Origin of the sequence: Wenyingzhuangia heitensis (assembly GCF_011762155.1) — a bacterium.
Lineage (GTDB): Bacteria > Bacteroidota > Bacteroidia > Flavobacteriales > Flavobacteriaceae > Wenyingzhuangia > Wenyingzhuangia heitensis.
The window spans coordinates 1-5354 of record NZ_JAASQL010000014.1; the positions used below are offsets into that span (position 1 = coordinate 1).

General features: G+C 45.6%; 2 tRNA genes and 3 rRNA genes. All 5 read right to left on the reverse strand.

Going from position 1 to position 5354, the window contains the following annotated elements:
* Window positions 1–175: 175 nt before the first annotated feature.
* The 5 genes from rrf to FHR24_RS15405 all read right to left on the reverse strand — a co-directional run bounded on the left by rrf (window position 176) and on the right by FHR24_RS15405 (window position 5286).
* Window positions 176–284 (reverse strand): 5S ribosomal RNA (rrf, locus tag FHR24_RS15385).
* A 112-nt stretch (window positions 285–396) separates the two neighbouring features.
* Window positions 397–3199 (reverse strand): 23S ribosomal RNA (locus FHR24_RS15390).
* A gap of 203 nt (window positions 3200–3402) precedes the next feature.
* Window positions 3403–3476: transfer RNA gene (locus FHR24_RS15395), tRNA-Ala, on the reverse strand.
* A gap of 128 nt (window positions 3477–3604) precedes the next feature.
* A tRNA-Ile gene (locus FHR24_RS15400) sits at window positions 3605–3678 on the reverse strand.
* An 86-nt stretch (window positions 3679–3764) separates the two neighbouring features.
* A 16S ribosomal RNA gene (locus FHR24_RS15405) occupies window positions 3765–5286 on the reverse strand.
* The 16S, 23S and 5S rRNA genes sit together here with 2 tRNA genes alongside, the layout of an rRNA operon.
* Window positions 5287–5354: the final 68 nt, after the last annotated feature.

Here is a 5354-nt window from a genome sequence, read left to right on the forward strand (position 1 = left end):
AATATTCTATTAATAAATAATAGAGTAAATACCAGTCTTAATTAGAGTTATTTATAGAGATAGATGCCTAACGTATCGTATCCCATTAGCTCATTGTAAAATAGTTCCATAAAACAAAAAACCCATTCACGTTAATGAATGGGTTTCTAAAATACTGAATATATTTCAGTATAAAAAAAGGCGATGACATACTCTCCCAGCATTGCTAGTACCATCTGCGCTAATAGGCTTAACTTCTCTGTTCGGAATGGGAAGAGGTGAGCCCTATTGCAATAACCACCTTAAGGTTGTGAATCCTGAACTTGGTTCAGAACCATATAGGTTAACATATTGATAAAATTATATTTGATTATTTTTATTTCTTGAAGTAGTGTTCATACTTATTAAAGCCCGCAAGTACATAAGCCTATGGGTTATTAGTAATACTCGGCTATGACATTACTGCCTTTACACCTATATCCTATCAAGGTCGTAGTCTACAACCACCCTTTAAAGAAATCTCATCTTGTGGTGGGTTTCGCGCTTATATGCTTTCAGCGCTTATCCCTTCCCAACGTAGCTACTCAGCAATGCTCCTGGCGGAACAACTGATACACCAGAGGTTAGTTCAACTCGGTCCTCTCGTACTAGAGTCAAATCCACGCAAATTTCTAACGCCCGCTACAGATAGAGACCGAACTGTCTCACGACGTTCTGAACCCAGCTCGCGTGCCACTTTAATGGGCGAACAGCCCAACCCTTGGGACCTTCTCCAGCCCCAGGATGTGACGAGCCGACATCGAGGTGCCAAACCCCCCCGTCGATGTGAGCTCTTGGGGGAGATCAGCCTGTTATCCCCGGAGTACCTTTTATCCTTTGAGCGATGGCCCTTCCATGCGGAACCACCGGATCACTATGCTCTTGTTTCCAACCTGATCGACTTGTAGGTCTCGCAGTCAAGCACCCTTATGCCATTGCACTCTACGTACGGTTACCAAGCGTACTGAGGGTACCTTTAGAAGCCTCCGTTACTCTTTTGGAGGCGACCACCCCAGTCAAACTACCCACCAAGCACTGTCCCCATCTCTGGGTTAGACTCTAGATAAGCAAAGGGTCGTATTTCAACAATGACTCCACAACGCCTAGCGACGCCGCTTCAAAGTCTCCGACCTATCCTACACATTACTTATCCAAAGCCAATACTAAGCTATAGTAAAGGTTCACGGGGTCTTTTCGTCCCGTAGCGGGTAATCGGCATCTTCACCGATACTACAATTTCACCGAGCTCATGGCTGAGACAGTGTCCAGATCGTTGCACCATTCGTGCAGGTCGGAACTTACCCGACAAGGAATTTCGCTACCTTAGGACCGTTATAGTTACGGCCGCCGTTTACTGGGGCTTCATTTTAGATCTTCGCCGAAGCTAAACCCTCCACTTAACCTTCCAGCACCGGGCAGGTGTCAGGCCCTATACATCAACTTTCGTTTTAGCAGAGCCCTGTGTTTTTGATAAACAGTCGCCTGGACCTTTTCACTGCGGCCTCCCCGAAGGGAGGCGACGCTTCTCCCGAAGTTACGCGTCGATTTTGCCTAGTTCCTTAGCCATGAATCACTCGAGCTCCTTAGAATACTCATCCCAACTACCTGTGTCGGTTTACGGTACAGGACGCAGCCCTCGCTTTTCTTGGAACCGCTTACTTCTTTTCGCTTCACCCGAAGGTTAGGCTCAACGTACATTTCCGTCAGTACGTAAAGATCTGGGCAATCCGTCACTTTTAATGGGTGCGTGTACAGGAATATTAACCTGTTGTCCATCGACTTCCCCTTTCGGGTGCGCCTTAGGCCCTGACTAACCCTCAGCTGATTAGCATCGCTGAGGAAACCTTAGTCTTTCGGAGGGCGGGTTTCTCACCCGCCTTATCGTTACTTATGCCTACATTTTCTTTTCTAATCGTTCCAGCATCCCTTACAGAACACCTTCAGCACAATTAGAATGCTCCCCTACCACTTACGTGTCTTTCAACGTAAATCCATAGCTTCGGTAATATGTTTATGCCCGATTATTATCCATGCTCGTTCGCTCGACTAGTGAGCTGTTACGCACTCTTTAAATGAATGGCTGCTTCCAAGCCAACATCCTAGCTGTCTGGGCAAACAAACCTCGTTTATTCAACTTAACATATATTTGGGGACCTTAGCTGATGGTCTGGGTTCTTTCCCTCTCGGACATGGACCTTAGCACCCATGCCCTCACTGCTGTAAATCATTATATAGCATTCGGAGTTTGTCAGGAATTGGTAGGCGATGAAGCCCCCGCATCCAATCAGTAGCTCTACCTCTATATAACTAATACAACGCTGCACCTAAATGCATTTCGGGGAGTACGAGCTATTTCCTGGTTTGATTGGCCTTTCACCCCTACCCACAGGTCATCCCAAGACTTTTCAACGTCAACGGGTTCGGTCCTCCACTGTGTGTTACCACAGCTTCAACCTGCCCATGGGTAGATCACCAGGTTTCGCGTCTACTCAACCTAACTAAAGCGCCCTATTAAGACTCGCTTTCGCTACGGCTCCATTCCTTAAGAATTTAACCTTGCTAGATAAAGTAACTCGTAGGCTCATTATGCAAAAGGCACGCCGTCACCCAGTTAATGGGCTCCGACCGCTTGTAGGTGTACGGTTTCAGGATCTATTTCACTCCCTTATTTAGGGTTCTTTTCACCTTTCCCTCACGGTACTAGTTCACTATCGGTCTCTCAGGAGTATTTAGCCTTACCGGATGGTCCCGGCAGATTCAGACAGGGTTCCTCGTGCCCCGCCCTACTCAGGAATCTGATACAATTACTTCTCTTACCTATACGGGACTATCACCCTCTATGGTTAACCTTTCCAGGTTATTCTAATTCGATTGTTTCTTGATGGTTCAGTCCTACAACCCCGATCTTGCCGTAACAAAATCGGTTTGGGCTCTTTCGCGTTCGCTCGCCACTACTAACGAAATCATTATTATTTTCTCTTCCTCCGGTTACTTAGATGTTTCAGTTCACCGGGTTTACCTTCTTTCGAATACTATGCCTTCAACATAGTGGGTTGCCCCATTCGGAAATCTACGGATATAACTCTTATGTGCAAATCCCCGTAGCTTATCGCAGCTTATCACGTCCTTCTTCGTCTCTGAGAGCCTAGGCATCCGCCATACACCCTTAATTAGCTTATTGTACTCTTTTGCGTCTTTAATTCCCTACAACTTACGTTGTAGTGTATTTTATTTTTATTATTGTTCTATCTCTAGAACTCTAATGTCTACTCAAGTAATATTTTATTTCAAATATTATTTTATCAATATGTCAATGAACTTTTTTTAGTAATTAGAACCAAGATCGAAGTATAAACTCCTAACCCTTTTCTTTCTACTAAATTGTGGAGAATATCGGAGTCGAACCGATGACCTCTTGCGTGCAAGGCAAGCGCTCTAGCCAGCTGAGCTAATCCCCCTTATACTAGTTATTAGTATAAAGTAGCAAGTAGTTAGTACTTAACTACTACTCTAACTTCTAGAATTTCCTTTTTAACAATCTCCTTATCTGTACTTTCGTACATATCACTATTTCATGTGATATTTGTAGTCTCGGGCAGACTCGAACTGCCGACCTCTACATTATCAGTGTAGCGCTCTAACCAGCTGAGCTACGAGACTCGGTATGATTGTTTATATAGTATTTAAAATTAACAGCTAATTAAAAAGTAAAAAGATCCTTCATAACATACATCTCTTTTCTCTAGAAAGGAGGTGTTCCAGCCGCACCTTCCGGTACGGCTACCTTGTTACGACTTAGCCCTAGTTACCAGTTTTACCCTAGGCGGCTCCTTGCGGTGACCGACTTCAGGCACCCCCAGCTTCCATGGCTTGACGGGCGGTGTGTACAAGGCCCGGGAACGTATTCACCGCATCATGGCTGATATGCGATTACTAGCGATTCCAGCTTCATGGAGTCGAGTTGCAGACTCCAATCCGAACTGTGATAATGTTTAAAGATTCGCATCCTGTCGCCAGGTAGCTGCCCTCTGTCATTACCATTGTAGCACGTGTGTAGCCCAGGACGTAAGGGCCGTGATGATTTGACGTCATCCCCACCTTCCTCGCGGTTTGCACCGGCAGTCTCTCTAGAGTCCTCAGCTTAACCTGTTAGCAACTAAAAATAGGGGTTGCGCTCGTTATAGGACTTAACCTGACACCTCACGGCACGAGCTGACGACAACCATGCAGCACCTTGTAAGAAGTCCGAAGAAATAAGTATCTCTACCTAATGCATCCTACATTTAAGCCCTGGTAAGGTTCCTCGCGTATCATCGAATTAAACCACATGCTCCACCGCTTGTGCGGGCCCCCGTCAATTCCTTTGAGTTTCAATCTTGCGACCGTACTCCCCAGGTGGGACACTTATCACTTTCGCTTAGTCACTGAGCTAATGCCCAACAACTAGTGTCCATCGTTTACGGCGTGGACTACCGGGGTATCTAATCCCGTTCGCTCCCCACGCTTTCGTTCATCAGCGTCAGTCGATACGTAGTGGACTGCCTTCGCAATCGGTATTCTATGTAATATCTATGCATTTCACCGCTACACTACATATTCTATCCACTTCCATATGACTCAAGACTAACAGTATCAAAGGCAGTTCAACAGTTAAGCTGCTGGATTTCACCTCTGACTGATTAGCCCGCCTACGAACCCTTTAAACCCAATGATTCCGGATAACGCTTGGACCCTCCGTATTACCGCGGCTGCTGGCACGGAGTTAGCCGGTCCTTATTCGTAGAGTACCGTCAAATAAGTATACATACCTACATTTCTTCCTCTATAAAAGAAGTTTACAACCCATAGGGCAGTCATCCTTCACGCGGCATGGCTGGTTCAGAGTTGCCTCCATTGACCAATATTCCTCACTGCTGCCTCCCGTAGGAGTCTGGTCCGTGTCTCAGTACCAGTGTGGGGGATCTCCCTCTCAGGACCCCTATCTATCGATGTCTTGGTAAGCCGTTACCTTACCAACTAACTAATAGAACGCATAGCCATCTTAAACCGATAAATCTTTAATTAATAATCCATGCGAATCATTAACACTATAGGATATTAGTCCACGTTTCCATGGGGTATCCCCTTGTTTAAGGTAGGTTCTATACGCGTTACGCACCCGTTCGCCGGTCGTCAGCAAATTGCAAGCAATTCCTGCTACCCCTCGACTTGCATGTGTTAAGCCTGCCGCTAGCGTTCATCCTGAGCCAGGATCAAACTCTTCATCGTTATTTTGTTTGATATATTACTATATCTTAAATTGTGATGATGCTCAAAAAAATCTTCGTATCTTCTAC